Below are 14876 nucleotides of genomic sequence, written 5' to 3'. Positions count from 1 at the left end.
CACCTGGACGATCGCAGCAGCACCCGCTGGCCTGGCCCCGATACATGAGCCGCCTGGGATGCGGGCCCCCGGAATGATGGTGGGCCGCCGGTCGTTACACATGGACCCGGCGCCGTGAGCCCCCGCTCGCGAAGCCTGCCGGGGCGAAGACTTTCCCCTTTGATCTTTTGAGCGCCGTCGTGGTGCTTGCGCCCGCCCGACCCCCATCGAGCCTGGGCGCCAACCCCCGAATGGAGCCACTCTGATGAACACCACCATTCTGCGTAAGAGCGTGCTCGGTATCGCTGGTCTGGCCTTCGCCGGTGGCGTCTTCGCCGGCCCGGCCACCGAGGCCCACGCCGCCCCGGCCATGGACGCCAAGGCCGTCGCCGTGGTGCAGGCCGACAAGGTCGACAAGGGCACGCTGATCCCGCACGGTGTGCAGGGCAAGCAGTCGCGCATCGACGTGGGCGCCGAGCAGACCGCCAACGTGAAGGCGATCATCGCCGCGACGAAGAAGTCGGGCATGGACGAGCGGGCCGCCGTCGTCGCCATCGCGACCAGCCTGCAGGAGTCGAAGCTGGAGAACCTGGGTCACCTGGGTGAGCGCAACGACTACGACTCGCAGGGCCTGTTCCAGCAGCGCCCGTCCAGCGGTTGGGGCACGGTCGAGCAGATCACCGACCCCGAATACAGCACCATGGCGTTCCTGAAGGGCCTCAAGCAGGTCGACGGGTGGCAGGACATGCCGCTGACCAAGGCAGCCCAGACCGTGCAGGTCTCGGCCTACCCGGACCACTACGCCCAGTGGGAGCAGCAGGCCGCCGACCTGGTCGCCAAGCACTGGAACAACTGACCCACCTGAACACACGATCGCTGGCCGGCACCCCCGAGCGGGGTGACGGCCAGCGGCATATCCAGACGGCGCGGTCGGCGACGGCGGTCGGTGCGCACCCGCAGCCCACCCGAAGAACGAACGCCAAGCACCCGGCCCCCAGAAAGAGCAAGCTCCCATCCCCGACCGGTGATCCGTTCCGACCCGGGTTACGTACTGCCCGGCGGGGACCGTGAAAGGGGAGCACCATGGCGGAGCCGGACCGGGACGACCGTCCGACGACAGAGGTCACGGGCGAGGGCCAGGAGCCGGTCGTCGCGGTGACCGGCGAGCCGCCGCCGGACCGTCCGTCCTGGCCGCGCGGCGCCCGCCTGCTGACCGCCGCCGCCATCGTGGTGCTGGCGCTCGGCTCGCTCGCGGTGACCGTCACCCTGGCCAACCCGGACCGGCTCGGCGTGGCGTTCTCCGCTGGACGGGGTGCCGCGCCGTCGGTCACCGTCGCCGCCGAGCCCGGCGGCGCGGGGGCGGCCGAGGCCGCACAGGCGGCGGAGGCGGCGCAGGCGGCGGAGGCGGCGCAGGCGGCGGAGGCGGCGCAGGCGGCGGAGGCGGCGCAGGCGGCCGCCGAGGAGAGCCTGACCGCGCCGGTGGCCGGCCGCCGCCGGGCGACGTTCGAACTGGCCGACGGGGTGAGCGCGTTCCGGCTGCGGACCGCGGAACTGGGCGACGAGTTCTACCGGATCAGCAGCCCCGGTGACTCCGGGGTGGTGCCGCGGCCCGAGGTGCTGGGGGACCGCGTGCGGTTGCGCCTGGCCGCCAGCGGTCGATCCGGGGCGGGCTCGGTCGACGTGGTGCTCAACTCGCGGCTGGTGTGGCGGCTCCGCCTGGTGGGCGGGGTCAGCGCCCACCAGCTCGATCTGGGGGAGGCCCGGCTGGCCGGGGTGGACCTGGTCGGCGGGGCGGCGCGCATCGACCTGAGCCTGCCGCCCACCGTCGGCACCCTGACGGTGCGGATGACCGGCGGCGTCAGCCAGTTCACGATCCGGGCGCCGGGCGCACCGCCGGTCCGGGTCCGCGCCGCCTCCGGCGCCGGCGGCGTCACCGTGTACGACGATCGGCACGACAGCCTCGCCGTCGGCGAGTTGATCAGCTCGCCGAACTGGCCCCGCTCGGTCGACCGGATCTACGTCGACCTGGTGGGTGGCGCCAACCGGGTCACCATCGCCGCCGAGTAGGGGGCGCGGCACACCTGAAGCGGCAGTGCTGCCCGGCCGAGAGCGCCGAAGCCCCCGCGATGCCGGGCCACCGCGCGGCCGGGCGAGCCGGGACCATGGCAAGGCGGCAGCCACAGCGGTGCAGTGGACCACTGGAACCGGGCCACCGTCGGTGCGCGAGTCCACCGTCGGCATAGAGTCGGGCGGTGGACCGTACCGAATCGTTGCCGGCACAGACCCGACCGCCCGGCGTGGCCCCGGTCGATCCGGGCAGCGTGCTGCTGCCCGGCCACGACGTGCCGCTGGGGCGGTACACGACCGTGCGGCGGCTGCTGCCGCAGCGCCAGCGCCGGCTGGTCGGCGCGTGGTGCTTCGTCGACCACTTCGGCCCGGACGACGTCGCCGAGCGGCCCGGGATGGAGGTGCCGCCGCACCCGCACACCGGCCTGCAGACGGTCACCTGGCTGCTGGAGGGCGAGATCGTGCACCGGGACAGCCTCGGCAGCGTCCAGCCGATCCGTCCCGGCCAGCTCAACGTGATGACCTCGGGGCACGGCATCGCCCACTCCGAGCGGTCGCCCGCCACGCACCCGCCGGTGATGCACGGCGTGCAGCTGTGGGTGGCGCTGCCGGACCCGGCGCGGGCCGGCGCCGCCGACTTCGCCCACCACGCCGAGCTGCCCCGCTGGCGCGACGGCGAGCTCGACCTCACCCTGCTCGTCGGCGAGCTGCGCGGCGAACGTTCGCCGGCCGTGGTGCACACCCCGCTGATCGGCGTCGAGATCGAGGCCCGCGACGCGGCGACGGCGACGCTGCCACTGCGACCCGATTTCGAGTACGGACTGTTGGCGATGTCCGGCGCGGCGCAGGTCGACGGCCTGGACCTCGCTCCCGGCGCGCTGCTCTATCTGGGTGCCGGCCGGGACCGGCTGGACCTGCGGGCCGCCGCGGGTAGCCGGCTGATGCTGCTCGGCGGTGAGCCCTTCGACGAGCCCCTGGTCATGTGGTGGAACTTTGTCGGCCGGTCGCACGAGGAGGTGGCCGTCGCCCGGGAGGACTGGATGGCCGGCCGGCGGTTCGGGGTCGTCGCCGACGACGCCGCCCCGCCGCTGCCCGCCCCCGAGATGCCGACCACCCGCCTCAAGGCGCGCGACCGGCGCGGCGACGTACGGGGCTGACCGGCAGGCGTGTCCCCCGTCGTGGCGGGTAGTCGCGGGGCATGACCCGCAGTGTGATGACCGAGGACAGGAAGCGGCTGGTACGTCGGCTCGCCGGCGCCGGCCGGGGCTTCGCCGAGCAGTACGGCTTCCGGGTGACCAACAACCCGTCGAGCCTGTTCCAGCTGCTCTGCCTGGCGGTGCTGCTGGCCCGCCGGGGTGACTTCCGGCGCGCCCTGGACAGCGCCCACGCCCTGCCCGCCAACGGCTGGGACAGCGCCGCCCGGCTGGCCCGCTCGCTGCACGCCGACCGGACCCGCGTGTTGCGCGAGGCCGGCCAGCGCGGTGACGTCGACGAGTTGGCCAATCTCCTGGGCGATCTGGCCCGTACCGTCGTCGAGCGGTACCGGGGCGACCTGCGCCGGCTGCGCGCGTCGGCCGGGCACGACCCGGGCCGGGAGCGGGCGCTGCTCACCGAACTGCCCGGAGTGGACGACCCGGTCGCCGACCTGTTCCTGCGCGAGACCCAGGCATTGTGGCGGGAGGTCGCGCCGGTGGCGGACAAGCGGGCGTTGACGGCTGCCCGCCGGCTGGGGCTGGGGCGCTCCGCCGACGACCTGGCCGAGCTGGCCGGCAGCGGCGAGTCGGAGCGGTTGGCCTGGCTGGTCGGCGCGCTGGCCCGGGTCGACCTGGAGCAGCGGTACGCCGAGGTGACCCGCTGAGCCCCGGGTGCCGTGGCCCACAGTCTTGCCAAAATCAGCCGTACGGGTGATGTCGTATCGTATGATGATCGTGGCAGCGATGCCCGCCCGGTTCGGGCGAACATCCACCGCTTGGCGGTACGCGACCCGGTTCGGGCGTGGACCCGCCAGGGACAGGTACGCGTGGCGCCCCAGGTCGCGGTTCGTGACCCGGGGCGCCCGCCTGTTCCCCTCGCCCGGCCCCTGCTGAAGTCATCGGGCCAACGCGGCCAGCAGGTTCACCGTCGCGGCGATGATGATCGCGCCGAACAGATACGACAGCAGCGCGTGCCCCAGCACCGTCCGGCGCATCTCGTGGCTGGTCAGACTGGTGTCGGAGACCTGGAACGTGGCCCCGATGGTGAACGCCAGGTACGCGAAGTCGAGGTAGCAGGGCTTGCCGGGCTGGTTGAAGTCCACCCCGCCGTCCGGGCCGGTGTAGTAGATCCGCGCGTACCGGGCGGTGTAGACGGTGTGCACCACGCACCAGGACAGCAGCACGCTCGCCATGGCCAGCGCGCCCGAGGCGTCCCGGTGCACGCCCGGGTGCGCGGTCCGCGCGCTGGTCAGCACCAGCGCGACCGCCAGCAGACTGGCCAGGCAGGCGATCAGCAGCAGGACGTCCCGGACGGCCCGGTTGGGATCCTCGTACACGGCCAGCGCCGCGGTGCGCCCAGCGTCCAGCGGCCAGAGCGTCCGCCAGACGAGCAGCAGCCAGCACAACGCCGCGGCGTCCCAGCCGACCAGCGGAGACAGGGTGGGGGAGACCAGCGCGGCGAACAGCCCGCCGGCGCACAACCCGACCACGCCCATCACGGTGAGCTGGAGGGCCGCCGGGGTGTGCCCGTGCGGCATCCGACGGATCACGGGTGGGACCTCGGCGGCCCGGTGGCTGCCCGCACCGCGCGCCGGCGGTTCAGATCCGGCGCAGGTGCTGCGAGACGCGCGTGTGTGGCTCCCGGGCCTGTGCGGCCCGCTGCGACGGGCTCAGCTCCGGTGCGGCGTCGATGGCGGCGGAACGGGCCACCTCGTTGCCGTTGGCGTAGTCCACCGGCGGCAGCGCGCGCAACGCCTTGAGCACCTCGGGCGGGGCGCCCTCCCGTTCCGCCTCGCGCACCACGTCGTCCTTCTCCGCCGGGTAGTCCAGGCTGGACAGGTACTGCAGGACGTCGGTGTAACTCGCCATGGCGTGAGCTCCCTCGCCGCCTCGATCCGGTCACGACCGGCGGCGGTTACCCGTCCGACCCCGGGTCACGCGCCGACCCGCCAGGAAATCGAGGCCGTTTCCGACGCCGCGGGCCGGGTACGCGACCCGTCCGACGCCGAAGGGAGCGCGCCCCGATGAACTACGACACCTTCGTCGACCAGGTCGCCCGGCGGACCCGGACCGGGTCCGAGCGGGCCGTGCGGCTGACCCACGCGACGCTGGAGACCCTCGCCGAGCGGCTGACCGGCGGGGAGGTGCTCGACCTGGCCAGCCAGTTGCCCGCGCCGTTGCAGCTGGTCATCAAGCCCAGCCCGAGCATCGAGGCGGCCCAGCGGTTCGGCGCCGCCGAGTTCGTCGCCCGGGTCGCGCACCGGGCCGAGATCGACGAGACCGCCGCCCGGGAGGCCGTCCGGGCGGTCTTCACCACCCTGCGGGAGGCGCTCAGCGGCGGCGAGTTCGACGACGTGGTGACCCAGCTGCCGCGCGACTACCGGCAGATGGTGGAGCCGGCGCTCACCCCCGGCGCGAGCGTGCTGCGCCGCGCCTGAGCCGGGAAACGGGACGGCTCAGGCCACCGCCCCGGCGGCCCGCAGGGCGGCGATCCGCTCGGCGTCGAAGCCGACCTCGGCCAGCAGCTCGTCGGTGTGCTCACCCGGTCGGGGCGGGGGCCGGCGGACGGAGGTCGGGGTCGCGGAGAACCGGGGCGCCGGTGCCGGCTGGGTGACCCCGGCGTGTTCCACGAACGTGCCCCGCGCCCGCAGGTGCGGGTGCTCCGGCGCCTCGCGCCAGTCCAGCACCGGCGCCGCGCAGGCGTCCGAGCCGGCCAGCAGCTCGGACCACTCGTCGCGGGTACGGGTGCGGAACAGCCGCGCCCACGCCTCGCGCAGCGCCGGCCAGTTGGCCGGGTCGTGCCGGTCGAGGGCCTCGTCGCCGGCAAGCGGGAAGCCGGTGAGCCGGACCAGCTCGTCGTAGAAGCGGGGCTCCAGCGCCCCGACGGCGAGGTGCCGCCCGTCGGCGCACTCGTACGTGTCGTAGAACGGCGCGCCGCCGTCGAGCAGGTTGACCCCGCGCGGGTCCTGCCACATGCCGAGCTGGCGCAGCGCGTGGACCTGGGTGCTGAGCACCGACACGCCGTCCACGATGGCGGCGTCGACCACCTGGCCGGGGGCGCCGGCCCGGACGGCGTAGAGGGCGGCGACGACGCCGAGGGCCAGCATCATCCCGCCGCCACCGAAGTCGCCGAGCAGGTTCATCGGCGGCACCGGGCGCTCCCCGGCCCGGCCGATGCCGTGCAACGCCCCGGTCAGCGCCAGGTAGTCGATGTCGTGGCCGGCGGTGTGCGCGTACGGGCCGTCCTGGCCCCAGCCGGTCATCCGGCCGTACACCAGGCGGGGGTTGACCGCCAGGCACTCCCGCGGGCCGAGGCCCAGGCGTTCGGTCACCCCCGGCCGGTACCCCTCGATCAGGGCGTCCGCGCCGCGCACCAGGGCCAGCACCACCTCGCGCCCGGCGTCGGACTTCAGGTCCACCGCGACCGAGCGGCGGTTGCGGTTGAGCAGGTCCTCCGGGGGGCTGAGCAGGTCGGCCGGGGTGGTGCGGTCGACCCGGACCACGTCGGCGCCGAGGTCGGCGAGCATCATCGCGGTGAACGGGCCGGGGCCGATGCCGGCCAGCTCGACCACGCGTACGCCGGTGAGGGGGCCGACCGGGGCGATGCGGGCGTCGTCGGTCATCGCGTCACCATAGGCCCACCGCGGTCGGCGTCCCACCCCGGAACCCGCCGACCGGGCGGTATCCAGCGGTTGACCAGGGCAACCAGGGCCGGACGGACTTGGCGTACCCAGTGCGCCCGGCCTAACCTTGACCCACGAGGGGAGTACTTCCCACGAACCATTCCGGTCAGTACGGCGGCCCGGGCCGCCTCGGGTGGTTGCCCGGGAAAGCGCGGGTGAAGGAGACCTCGAACATGGCACCGTGTTCGAGGAGGCCCCATGACCGGATCGTCGTACCTGTCCGCCGCCGAGTTGTCGTCGGTGGGCTCGCCCACCCTCTGGGCGGTCACCATCGTCGGCGTGCTGGTCCTGCTGGTGCTGGACTTCCTGGTCACCCGGCGCCCGCACGAGGTGTCCATGCGAGAGGCGCTGGGCTGGTCGGCGTTCTACATCGCGCTGCCGCTGGCGTTCGGCGCCTGGATCTGGTCGCGGTTCGGCTCCCAGCAGGGCGTGGAGTACCTCACCGGTTACCTGGTCGAGAAGTCGCTCTCGGTCGACAACCTCTTCGTCTTCATGCTGCTGCTGGCCGCCTTCGCCGTGCCAGCGGTGCTCGCCCAGCGGGTGCTGCTCTACGGCATCGCCGGCGCGCTGGTGCTGCGGGCGGTCTTCATCGCCCTCGGCGCCGCCGCCCTGCAGACCCTCGACTTCGCCTTCCTGCTCTTCGGCCTCATCCTGATCGTCACCGCGATCAAGCTGCTGCGCGACGCCCTCTCCGGGCACGAGCAGGAGGTCGACATCAACAAGATGCGGTCGGTCCGGCTGCTGCGCAAGGTGATGCCGGTGGTCGACGACTACCACGGCACCCGGATGACCATCCGCCAGCAGGGCCGCCGGGCGCTCACCCCGTTCGCCCTGGTCGTGGTCGCGGTGCTGGCCACCGACATCGTCTTCGCCGTCGACTCGGTGCCGGCCGTCTACGGCATCACCGAGGACCCGTACCTGGTCTTCGCCACCAACGCCTTCGCCCTGCTCGGCCTGCGCGCGCTCTACTTCGTCCTGCACGCCGCGCTGAGCCGGCTGGTGCACCTCAGCTACGGCCTGGCGATCATCCTCGCCTTCATCGGCGTCAAGCTCGGCCTGCACTGGGCGCACGGCATCTGGTCCGGCGTACCGGAGATCCCGACGCTGGCCTCCCTCGGCGTGATCATCGGCGTGCTGATCGTCGTCACCGTCACCAGCCTGCGCGCCACCCGCGACCAGGTCTCCGGCGAGCCGGAGGTCGTCCCCGAACGGCGCTGACGCGGCGGGGGTACGGCCGAACGCCCCCGCCGGGGGCGCCGCCGGTGGTACGACTGACGGGTGGGAATCGTGACACCGGGCTTTCAGGGCCGGCGCCGCTCGAGCGGGCCGGCCCTGCCGCCCGGGCAGTACCTGACGGAGGACTTCCCGGTGCTGTCGGCGGGCCCGACGCCGCGGGTGCCGTTGGACACCTGGGAGTTCGTGCTCACCACCGAGACCGGCGCCGAGTTCCGCTGGACCTGGGACGAGATGGCCGGGCTGCCGCAGGACACGCCGACCGTCGACATCCACTGCGTCACCCACTGGTCCAAGCTCGGCACCAGCTGGCAGGGCGTCTCGCTGGACACCCTGCTCGACGGCGTCGACACCACCGCCCGGTACGCGCTGGCCCACTCCTACGGCGGCTACACCACCAACCTGCCCCTGGACGACCTGCGCGGCGGGCGGGCCTGGGTGGTGCACACGTACGAGGGCGGGCCGCTGCCGGCCGAGCACGGCGGCCCGGCCCGGCTGCTCGTGCCGCACCTGTATCTCTGGAAGTCGGCGAAGTGGGTGCGCGGCATCCGCCTGCTGGTCGACGACCAACCCGGCTTCTGGGAGACCGCCGGGTACCACGACTACGGCGACCCGTGGCGCGAGCAGCGCTACGCCGGCGATTGAGCGCGCCGCTGACCTGGCGGGTGGCCCGCCTGGTGGAGCGCCGGGTCGAGACGCCGTCCGCGCACACCCTGGTACTTGAGGCGCCGGGCTGGCCCGCGCACGTGGCCGGGCAGCACGTCGACATCCGGCTGACCGCCGAGGACGGCTACCAGGCGGCCCGGTCGTACTCGCTGGCGGCGCCGGCCGACGGCGACCGGATCGCGCTGACCGTGCAGCGGGTGGACGACGGCGAGGTGTCGCCGTATCTGCTCGACACCTACGCAGAGGGCGACCCGATCGAGGTGCGCGGCCCGCTCGGCGGCTACTTCGTCTGGCGCCCCGACGAGACCGCGCCGGTGCTGCTGGTCGGCGGGGGCTCCGGGGTGGTGCCGCTGATGGCCATGGTCCGGGCCCGGCGCGCCGCCGGCAGCCGGACGCCGTTCCGGCTGATCTACTCCGTCCGCACCCCGGCCGACGTCATCTACGCCGACGAGCTGCGCACCCGGGCCCGCGACGACCAGGGCCTGGACGTGGCGTACGTCTACACCCGGGAGGCGCCCGACGGGTGGCGGGGCGCGCCGCACCGGATCGGCCTGGTCGACGTGAACACCCACGGTTGGCCGCCCGACCTCGAACCGCTCTGCTACGTCTGCGGGCCCACCGGCTTCGTGGAGACCGTGGCGGACCTGCTGGTCGGGCTGGGTCACCAGAGCCGACGGGTACGCACCGAACGGTTCGGCCCCACCGCGTGAAGCCCGAGGAGGCCCGATGACCGACATGTCCTATGTGGACGGGAACATGCTCGACGGTCCGCTGCGCGAGTTGTTCGCCGTCGACCTGAGCCCGGCGACCTCACGCTGCCAGTCGTGCGGGTCGCTCGGCCCGCTGGCCGGGCTGCACGTCTTCTCCCACGCTCCCGGGCTGGTCGGCCGCTGCCCGGTCTGCTCCGAGGTGATCCTACGGCTGGTCCGGGCACCCGACCGGGCCTGGCTGGACCTGCGCGGCGCCACCTTCCTGGAGGTGCCGTTGCCGGCCGAGCCCACCTACCACCGCCCGGGCTGAGTTCGAGGGGGGCACGGTCGGTCGAGACCGGGACCGGGCCGCCGTGCATCGGCAGCCGGGCCCCGATCGGTCAGCCGGCGGCGGCCAGCCGGCGCCAGACGGCGACGGTGAGCACGGTCAGCGCCCCGGCCGCCATCCAGAAGGGTGCGGTGATCGCCCCGGTGGCCTGGGCGAGCAGCCCACCGAGCGCCGTGCCGACGGCCGCCCCGCCCAGGTCGGCCAGCGCGTAGCCGCTGTTGACCCGGCCGCGCAGCCGGTCCGGGACCAGCCGCTGGCGCAGCGACACCACCAGCACGCCCCAGATCATGGCGTGTCCGCCCCAGACCGCGAGTGCCGCGCCGGCGATCCAGGGTTGCCGGGTGGTGGCGAGCACGAGCTGGAGCCCGACCTCGACCAGCAGCCCCACCCGCAGCAGGGCGGGGGCGCCGAACCGGGTCTTCAGTCGGCCGGCCAGGGCGGTGCCGGCCAGCCCGCCGACGGCGGACGCGGTCAGCAGGACGCCGTAACCGACGTCGCCCAGCCCGAGCCGCTGCCGGGCGTAGAGCACGAACGCGGCGAACGCGGCGCAGAACGCCACGTTCATCACGGCGATGCAGACCGCGAGGGACCGCAGCACCGGCACCGACCAGAGCGCGCGCAGCCCGGCGGCGACGTCGGCGCGCAGCGAGTGCCGCGCCCCGCCGTCGGGCGTCGGCCCGGCCGGTGGTGTCGGCCGCCAGCGCAGCAGGGCCACCAGCAGCGCGGCCAGGCCGAAGCTCGCGGCGTCGACCGCGAACGGCAGCGCCGCACCGAGGCCGAACAGGTACGCCCCGAGCGGCTTCGCGGCGAACTGGTTGCCCAGCACGAAGGTGGCGAAGAGCCGGCCGTTGGCGCGTTCCAGTTGTTCCGCCGGCACCAGCGCCGGCAGCAGCGCCCCGGAGGCGGTGTCGGCCAGGGTCTCGCCGACCCCGGTCAGGAAGAAGGCCAGGCAGATCAGCGGGACGGTGGCCGCCCCGGCGAGGACCGCGACGGCCAGCGCGGCGAGTACCGCGCCCCGGGCCAGATTGACCGCGACGACCAGCCGGCGCCGGTCGAAGCGGTCCACCAGCGCCCCGCTGACCAGGGCGAAGAGCAACCAGGGCAGCTGCGGGGCGACCGCCGCCGCGGCGACCGCCGCCGGGTCGTCGCTGATCGAGGCGACCAGGAGGGGACCGGCGATCATGGTCACCCCGTCGCCGAGGTTGGCGACGGCGCTGGCGGTCCAGAGTCGGGCGAAGTCCGGGCCGAGCCGGGGTGAGCTGACGGCGGTCATCGGGACCGCCCGGGCAGGTGGCGACGTGCGGGCACGCGGAGGCGCCCGCACGGGAACTGCGGAAACACGAGGACTCCCTCGGAAGCGATGTGGTGGCGTGGTCACGCCAGGACGAAGGACCCGCGCGAACGGCGGGTCACTCATCGCTTCGCGACGGGCGAGGCGGGGTGCCGGACCCCGGGACGGACCGGAGGTCAGGCGAGCCGGGTCGCCCGCGACGAAGCGGAGGCCAGCATCGTGCCGAGGGCAGCCGTACCCATGATCAGCCTCCGATCGTCGGTGGTCCGGCCCACCCTACGGCCGGTACGTCCCGCTCGCGACCCCGGATTCCGGTTGGACACGGCCCGCCGTCGGAACCAGAGTGGTCGTCCGTGAGATACCTGCGCAGCGCCGGTCCGGTCGGCATCCGACGCCCGCGTCCCGCCGACGAGGCCGAGTTCGTCGCCGCCGCCCGCCGCAGCCGCGAGCTGCACCACCCCTGGCTGACCGCCCCCGACACCGCGGAGAAGTTCGCCGCGTACCTGGCCAAGGCGCGCCGCCGTGACCAGCAGAGCTTCCTCATCTGCGACCAGCCCGGCGGCGCGATCGCCGGCTACGTCAACATCAGCGGCATCATCATGGGGCCGCTGCGCGGCGGCTTCATGGGCTACGCCGCGTTTCTGCCGTACAGCGGCACCGGGCACGCCTCGGCCGGCATCGGGCTGGTGCTGGCGCACGCCTTCGACACGTTGGGCCTGCACCGGGTCGAGGCGAACATCCAGCCGGGCAACGAGCCGTCCCGGCGGGTGGCCCGCAAGCTGGGCTTCCGGCTGGAGGGCTTCTCGCCGGACTACCTCTTCATCGACGGGGCGTGGCGCGACCACGAGCGCTGGGCGGTCACCGCCCCGGCCTGACCGGTGCCCGCCCTGGTGACGGGCACCGGTGAGCCGCGCTCAGATCCGCGAGGTGAAGGCGACCAGCACGGCGTGCGGGGTCGGCACCCCGGCGTTGTCGAAGCAGATCACGTCCACCGGCGCGTCCGGCACGTACGACCAGGGCTGGGTCAGGTGGCAGTAGTGCGAGCCGACGCCCTGCGCGGTCACCTGCGCGTGCGTCTCCTTCTGCCCGAGCTGCTTGAAGGTGACCAGGTAGCGGCCTGCCGGCGCGAGCGGGACGATGGTGTTGGCGCCGACGCCGAGGACGGAGTTGTCGTTGGTCGGGCCACCGGCGGCGCCGGCCAGGTGCCCGAAGTACTTCGGCGGGGCGAGCGACCCGAGCACCGACCGGCCCCGGTGGTACGACAGCGCGAAGTCGGTGTTCACCGGCGCGCCCGCCTGGTCGAAGCAGAACACGTACACCACCACGTCGGTGCCGGCGGGCGCCCACCGGTAGACCTTGCACCGGCGTGGCCCGGCGTTCGGCTGGATCGCGGTGACCTGCACGTTGCCGGCGAGCACCCCAGCCAGCCCGACGCCCGGCAGCTTCACCGACCACTGCCCGACCCCGAACGGGGCCAGCGAGACCCCCGCGCCGGTGGAGTTGTACGACTGCACCACGCCGCTCACCCCGCCCTGCAGGTACGCGTGCGCGGTGCCGGCCGGCAGTACCCCGGAGCTGGTCGTCCAGAGGACGGTGAACGGGCTGTCGTCACGCGTGCCGCCCGGCTTGTGGCACTGCACGTCGACGATCTCGTCGGTGCCGGACTGGTACCAGCGCACCACCTCGCAGTAGTGCCCGGTCCGGTTCACCGGCGTCACGTGCGGCACGCCCCGGGACCCGGTGCCGACCTGCGGGAAACGCACCAGGAAGCGGCCGGGCGCGAGTTTGGCGCCCTGCGCCCACGAGGCGGGGAAGGCGCTCTTCCAGCTGCCCCACTGGCGGGTGGTGTCCAGGGTGGTCCAGGCGGGCACGGTCGGGTCCCCGACGTACGCGAAGCCCCACCGGTCCGCGGTCGCCGCGGCGGCGGGCGCGGGTGCTGCGAGCCCCACGGCCGCCGACAGGGCGGCCAGCGCGACGGCGACGGCACGGCGAAATCTCATCTGCTCCTCCGATCGATGGTGGTCGAACGAGGACCAGGGTGGGCGGCGCGGTCGCGCGGCGCAGTCGGATCGTGAACGCAGCGTCACCGGTGTCGGGAGGTTGCCACCGCGGCGACGCGACGCACAACGGGGCCGGCGCGCCCAACGCCGGCCCCGCGCGGTGCGACGGAGCGGTCAGCTCCCCGGCCGGGGGAACGCCACCGGGCTGCGGTGGCCGTCCCGGTCGACGGCCCGTACGCCGAAGAAGACGTTGTCCTTGGACAGGTCCACGGTCACCTCGGTGACGTCGCCGACCGGGATCACCCGCTGCCACTCGGCGGCGGTGGTCTCCCGCCACACCACCTCGTACCCGGCCAGGTCCGGCTCGTCGCCGCGCTGCCAGCGCAGGGTGGTGTCGTTGGTGAGGTTGGTCGTCACGACGGTGGCGCCCTTCGGGGTGCCGGGCGCCTGGGCGAGCGACCAGAGCACCGCGCCGTTGACCAGGGCGACCCGGGTGATGTAGTCGAAGTCGCAGAACTCCGGCAGGTCGCCGTACTGCACCCCGTCGACCAGCCGGACGTCCTGGTGCTGGTGGGCGAAGTCCTCGTTGGGCTCGGTGAACCGGCCGGCCGGCCAGCCCTCGCGCAGGAACGAGATGTGGTCGCTGCCGCGCAGGTAGCGGTCCCGTCGGTAGATCACCCGCACCCGCATCCCGGTGGCGCCGTTCTCGGCGACGTCGCTGACGAACCGGGCGAGCTGGCGCGACGGGGAGTCGTTCTCCCCGCCGACCGACTGCCGGGTGCTCGCCTCCGCCGGAGTCTCCGCGGTCGGTACCCCTTCGGCGAAGAGCCGGACGGCGCGCGGGTCGCGGGTGCCGTCGTCGGCCGTGCTGGACCCGATGATGTCGTTGCTGAACATCCCCTGCACGTCGACGCCGGCGGCCTTGAGCTGCTTCGCCAGGTACGCCGAGCCGTACAGGCCCTGCTCCTCGCCGGCGACGGCGGCCAGGATGATGGTCGCCTCGCTGCGCCGGGTGGCCAGCACCCGGGCCAGCTCCATCAGCACCGCCACGCCGGAGGCGTCGTCGTCCGCGCCCGGGGCGTCGCTGACCGCGTCCATCACGTCGGTCGCGCGGGAGTCGTAGTGACCGGTGATCACGTAGACCCGGTTGGGGCTGAGGTCGCCGCGCAGGGTGGCCACCACGTTGGTGATCCGGGTGGCGACCGGGATGCGCGACGCCGGCTCCTGCACGTAGGACTGCAGTTCCACGGTCATCCGGCCACCGGAGGCGGCCGCGTACCCGGAGAGCTGCTCGAAGATCCAGTCCCGGGCGGCCCCGATGCCCCGGACCGGGTCGTCCTGACGGGAGAGGGTGTGCCGGGTGCCGAAGGCGGCGAGCCGGCGGACGGTGGCCTCGATCCGGTCGCGGTCCACCTCCCGCAGCAGGGCGCGCAGCTCACGGTCCGGGGTCTGGGGTCGGGCCGGGTGGCCGGGCCCGGCGGGCCCGGCGGCCTGCGCCGCGGTCGGCCCGGTGGTCAGCGGTACGGCGACGGTGGCGGCGGTCGCGACGGCGGAGGCGGACAGGAAGGTGCGGCGGGTGGACCTCGTGGGTCCCTCGCCGGTGCTCTCGTTTGCTCCCATTACGGCATCCTCGCCACCGGTGGGGGAGCTGTCCATATCTATCGTCGTGGATCATTCGGATTCACCCGGTGCGGGTGATGCCGGCCGACCGCCGGCGTTCCTACCG

16 protein-coding genes are annotated in these 14876 nt (G+C 74.0%); 10 read left to right on the top strand and 6 right to left on the bottom strand.

The window, feature by feature from the left end:
• The first annotated feature begins 244 nt into the window (after positions 1 to 244).
• From GA0074696_RS19720 to GA0074696_RS19700, 4 genes are all read left to right on the top strand, one after another.
• A complete protein-coding gene (locus GA0074696_RS19720; RefSeq protein ID WP_088962461.1) occupies positions 245 to 835 on the top strand; it encodes a hypothetical protein in 591 nt (196 codons plus the stop codon).
• Between the two features lie 227 nt (positions 836 to 1062).
• Positions 1063 to 2046 (top strand): hypothetical protein, encoded by a 984-nt coding sequence (locus tag GA0074696_RS31205; RefSeq protein WP_172894343.1) that lies wholly within the window; start codon positions 1063 to 1065, stop codon positions 2044 to 2046.
• Positions 2047 to 2231: 185 nt separating this feature from the next.
• On the top strand, positions 2232 to 3203 hold the full coding sequence (locus tag GA0074696_RS19705) for a pirin family protein (protein ID WP_088962459.1): 972 nt from the start codon (positions 2232 to 2234) through the stop codon (positions 3201 to 3203).
• A 41-nt stretch (positions 3204 to 3244) separates the two neighbouring features.
• On the top strand, positions 3245 to 3904 hold the full coding sequence (locus GA0074696_RS19700) for a hypothetical protein (protein WP_231925085.1): 660 nt from the start codon (positions 3245 to 3247) through the stop codon (positions 3902 to 3904).
• 231 nt (positions 3905 to 4135) lie between these two features.
• On the opposite strand, the gene GA0074696_RS19695 is transcribed toward GA0074696_RS19700, so the two are convergent.
• The gene (locus tag GA0074696_RS19695; protein WP_197700758.1) at positions 4136 to 4789 is read right to left on the bottom strand and encodes a DUF1345 domain-containing protein; all 654 of its coding nucleotides are present in this window, start codon (positions 4787 to 4789) and stop codon (positions 4136 to 4138) included.
• 49 nt (positions 4790 to 4838) lie between these two features.
• A complete protein-coding gene (locus tag GA0074696_RS19690; RefSeq protein WP_088962457.1) occupies positions 4839 to 5108 on the bottom strand; it encodes a DUF2795 domain-containing protein in 270 nt (89 codons plus the stop codon).
• Positions 5109 to 5263: 155 nt separating this feature from the next.
• On the opposite strand from GA0074696_RS19690, the gene GA0074696_RS19685 reads away from it, so the two are divergent.
• The gene (locus GA0074696_RS19685) at positions 5264 to 5677 is read left to right on the top strand and encodes a DUF2267 domain-containing protein (protein WP_088962456.1); all 414 of its coding nucleotides are present in this window, start codon (positions 5264 to 5266) and stop codon (positions 5675 to 5677) included.
• A gap of 18 nt (positions 5678 to 5695) precedes the next feature.
• On the opposite strand, the gene GA0074696_RS19680 is transcribed toward GA0074696_RS19685, so the two are convergent.
• Positions 5696 to 6862, bottom strand: coding sequence for a CaiB/BaiF CoA transferase family protein (locus GA0074696_RS19680; RefSeq protein WP_088962455.1), 1167 nt, complete (start codon positions 6860 to 6862; stop codon positions 5696 to 5698).
• 258 nt (positions 6863 to 7120) lie between these two features.
• Here GA0074696_RS19680 and GA0074696_RS19675 point away from each other — a divergent pair, with 258 nt between their 5' ends.
• From GA0074696_RS19675 to GA0074696_RS19660, 4 genes are all read left to right on the top strand, one after another.
• Positions 7121 to 8140 carry a TerC/Alx family metal homeostasis membrane protein gene (locus GA0074696_RS19675; protein WP_088962454.1) on the top strand — a complete coding sequence of 340 codons (1020 nt, stop codon included), beginning with the start codon at positions 7121 to 7123 and terminating at the stop codon, positions 8138 to 8140.
• A 69-nt stretch (positions 8141 to 8209) separates the two neighbouring features.
• Positions 8210 to 8800 (top strand): sulfite oxidase-like oxidoreductase, encoded by a 591-nt coding sequence (locus GA0074696_RS19670; protein ID WP_172894685.1) that lies wholly within the window; start codon positions 8210 to 8212, stop codon positions 8798 to 8800.
• Positions 8797 to 9531, top strand: a complete 735-nt coding sequence (locus tag GA0074696_RS19665; protein WP_197700757.1) for a ferredoxin reductase — start codon at positions 8797 to 8799, stop codon at positions 9529 to 9531. Before GA0074696_RS19670 ends, GA0074696_RS19665 begins: the two co-directional genes overlap by 4 nt.
• 16 nt (positions 9532 to 9547) lie before the next feature.
• Positions 9548 to 9841 (top strand): DUF6510 family protein, encoded by a 294-nt coding sequence (locus GA0074696_RS19660; protein WP_088962451.1) that lies wholly within the window; start codon positions 9548 to 9550, stop codon positions 9839 to 9841.
• A gap of 70 nt (positions 9842 to 9911) precedes the next feature.
• On the opposite strand, the gene GA0074696_RS19655 is transcribed toward GA0074696_RS19660, so the two are convergent.
• Positions 9912 to 11132 (bottom strand): MFS transporter, encoded by a 1221-nt coding sequence (locus tag GA0074696_RS19655; protein ID WP_088962450.1) that lies wholly within the window; start codon positions 11130 to 11132, stop codon positions 9912 to 9914.
• A 371-nt stretch (positions 11133 to 11503) separates the two neighbouring features.
• Between GA0074696_RS19655 and GA0074696_RS19650 the strand changes: the two genes are divergently transcribed.
• The gene (locus tag GA0074696_RS19650; RefSeq protein WP_088962449.1) at positions 11504 to 12025 is read left to right on the top strand and encodes a GNAT family N-acetyltransferase; all 522 of its coding nucleotides are present in this window, start codon (positions 11504 to 11506) and stop codon (positions 12023 to 12025) included.
• Positions 12026 to 12064: 39 nt separating this feature from the next.
• Here GA0074696_RS19650 and GA0074696_RS19645 read toward each other — a convergent pair whose 3' ends face one another.
• Both GA0074696_RS19645 and GA0074696_RS19640 read right to left on the bottom strand, forming a co-directional pair.
• Positions 12065 to 13150 (bottom strand): hypothetical protein, encoded by a 1086-nt coding sequence (locus GA0074696_RS19645; RefSeq protein ID WP_088962448.1) that lies wholly within the window; start codon positions 13148 to 13150, stop codon positions 12065 to 12067.
• 174 nt (positions 13151 to 13324) lie between these two features.
• On the bottom strand, positions 13325 to 14770 hold the full coding sequence (locus tag GA0074696_RS19640) for a M20/M25/M40 family metallo-hydrolase (protein ID WP_088962447.1): 1446 nt from the start codon (positions 14768 to 14770) through the stop codon (positions 13325 to 13327).
• Positions 14771 to 14876 lie beyond the last annotated feature (106 nt).

It is taken from the genome of Micromonospora purpureochromogenes, assembly GCF_900091515.1.
Classification (GTDB): domain Bacteria; phylum Actinomycetota; class Actinomycetes; order Mycobacteriales; family Micromonosporaceae; genus Micromonospora; species Micromonospora purpureochromogenes.
The sequence above is the reverse complement of the archived record's forward strand: the minus strand, read 5'-3'. Positions and strand labels throughout refer to the sequence as shown.

What these genes read in the sequence shown, in the direction of transcription:
- GA0074696_RS19640 (WP_088962447.1), bottom strand. Translation starts at nt 14,770, where the DNA reads ATGGGAGCAAACGAGAGCACCGGCGAGGGACCCACGAGGTCCACCCGC.
- GA0074696_RS19680 (WP_088962455.1), bottom strand. Translation starts at nt 6,862, where the DNA reads ATGACCGACGACGCCCGCATCGCCCCGGTCGGCCCCCTCACCGGCGTA.
- GA0074696_RS19690 (WP_088962457.1), bottom strand. Translation starts at nt 5,108, where the DNA reads ATGGCGAGTTACACCGACGTCCTGCAGTACCTGTCCAGCCTGGACTAC.
- GA0074696_RS19655 (WP_088962450.1), bottom strand. Translation starts at nt 11,132, where the DNA reads ATGACCGCCGTCAGCTCACCCCGGCTCGGCCCGGACTTCGCCCGACTC.
- GA0074696_RS31205 (WP_172894343.1), top strand. Translation starts at nt 1,063, where the DNA reads ATGGCGGAGCCGGACCGGGACGACCGTCCGACGACAGAGGTCACGGGC.
- GA0074696_RS19720 (WP_088962461.1), top strand. Translation starts at nt 245, where the DNA reads ATGAACACCACCATTCTGCGTAAGAGCGTGCTCGGTATCGCTGGTCTG.
- GA0074696_RS19645 (WP_088962448.1), bottom strand. Translation starts at nt 13,150, where the DNA reads ATGAGATTTCGCCGTGCCGTCGCCGTCGCGCTGGCCGCCCTGTCGGCG.
- GA0074696_RS19675 (WP_088962454.1), top strand. Translation starts at nt 7,121, where the DNA reads ATGACCGGATCGTCGTACCTGTCCGCCGCCGAGTTGTCGTCGGTGGGC.
- GA0074696_RS19700 (WP_231925085.1), top strand. Translation starts at nt 3,245, where the DNA reads ATGACCCGCAGTGTGATGACCGAGGACAGGAAGCGGCTGGTACGTCGG.
- GA0074696_RS19660 (WP_088962451.1), top strand. Translation starts at nt 9,548, where the DNA reads ATGACCGACATGTCCTATGTGGACGGGAACATGCTCGACGGTCCGCTG.
- GA0074696_RS19685 (WP_088962456.1), top strand. Translation starts at nt 5,264, where the DNA reads ATGAACTACGACACCTTCGTCGACCAGGTCGCCCGGCGGACCCGGACC.